Source organism: Dialister sp. CAG:357 (assembly GCF_000435155.1).
Lineage (GTDB): Bacteria > Bacillota > Negativicutes > Veillonellales > Dialisteraceae > Dialister > Dialister hominis.
On the sequence record NZ_FR896350.1, the window covers coordinates 1 to 1,459 of the forward strand.

Sequence of the window (1,459 nt, forward strand, 5' to 3'; positions counted from 1 at the left end):
TGCACTGGTCAACGTATTTTGGACACAAAATCTCAAAAATTAGATGTCAAAAAAATAAATAAGTGAAATTAAATGAAATTGTGTAACTCTTAATTTGGACAAAAGGCATTAACCTGCTTAAAAACCATATTTTTCTCTGTACTGCTTTGGTGTAAGGTACTCCAGTGCATATGCCGGGCGCTCTTCATTAAAGAACTTGACGTATTCATCAATCTGACCCGCTACGCCCTCTGTTGAAGTAATATGAAAATCTGAAAACAGCTCGGCTTTCATCCATCCATTAATGGATTCCATGGCTGCATTATCCGTTGGCGTTCCTGCTCTGGACATGGATCGTGTGATGTTATACGCCGGGAGCAGCTGGTTGAAATCCTTTGATGCATATACTGATCCCTGATCAGAATGAAGAATATGCTTAACGCCGGGGAATTTCTTCGTAAATTCAAGGTAGTCGTGCAGTCCGTTAATATATGTCATACGGTCTCCACGCCTTGAGGAAAGTGCGTGGGCGACAATCTCGTTATTCCAAAGATCCATATATATCGTCAGCTCATAGTATGTGTTCTTTACGTAGAATGCAGTCATGTCAGACACAATACATTGCGAGGGCCCATCTATGTTAATCCCTGCAAGCAGCAGATTTGGATAAGTCCTGGATTCACCAGGCTTTTTGTACTTATAGTGTTTGGAAACACTCTTGATCCCGGCCAAACGACAGCATTTATAGGCGTATGATTCAGACATGAAGAGGCCTGTGTCAAGCAGAAGCTTGGCCCTTAGCCAGCGGTATCCGTGGGATGGATACTTCTTATGCCATTCCTTGAGCAGTTCTATGGTATCCAAAAGACGATTCTTTTGTTCAGAAGGATGCCTGGTATGATACAGCCAATAGTAGAAGCTGCTACGCGGAATACCCAGCCTTTCACAAAGCAATTCGACAGGGAAGGAGCCGGAAAGCGCGACGATTACTTCGCAGTCTTTTTGACGTAAGTAATGAGCTTTTTTTTTGAATCATCTTCTTCTACTACTTCGTAACCAAGCTTCAGCCGCTCTTCTCTTATCCTGGCATCAATCAAGGCGCTGATGAGATCTTCCTTGGACATTTTCTGGTATTCATCGAGTTTGGCCGCTTCAGGAATAACTTTTGCTTTGGCAAGACCGTAATCACGGGGCTTGGATGTTTTAGGTGGAAGATGGTTTGTGTTCCTATACATCCTCATATATTCTCTAGCAGTTTGAGCACTGATGCCGTATTTGCCTGCAGCTTCGTATTTATTGATTTGATCCTCATAAATCTGGCGACCAATGTTCATACGCTCTTTCTTTGTGTACTTCATAAGACTGCCTCCTGTATGAAATCTGAATGTGGCGTCCAATGTTTTTAATTCTGATTCCAATATACTACAAAGGCTGTCTAAATTCTTATCCCACCCCTGTCCAGTTTTAGCATAGCACTCGA

2 protein-coding genes are annotated in these 1,459 nt (G+C 42.4%); both read right to left on the reverse strand.

Going from position 1 to position 1,459, the window contains the following annotated elements; translation table 11 throughout:
• Positions 1-117 precede the first annotated feature (117 nt).
• The gene (locus tag M3200_RS00410; RefSeq protein ID WP_117899158.1) at positions 118-966 is read right to left on the reverse strand and encodes an IS3 family transposase; all 849 of its coding nucleotides are present in this window, start codon (positions 964-966) and stop codon (positions 118-120) included.
• On the reverse strand, positions 966-1,459 hold a 494-nt coding region (locus M3200_RS00415; protein ID WP_288178054.1), incomplete at its 5' end, for a hypothetical protein. The genes M3200_RS00410 and M3200_RS00415, both read right to left, overlap by 1 nt.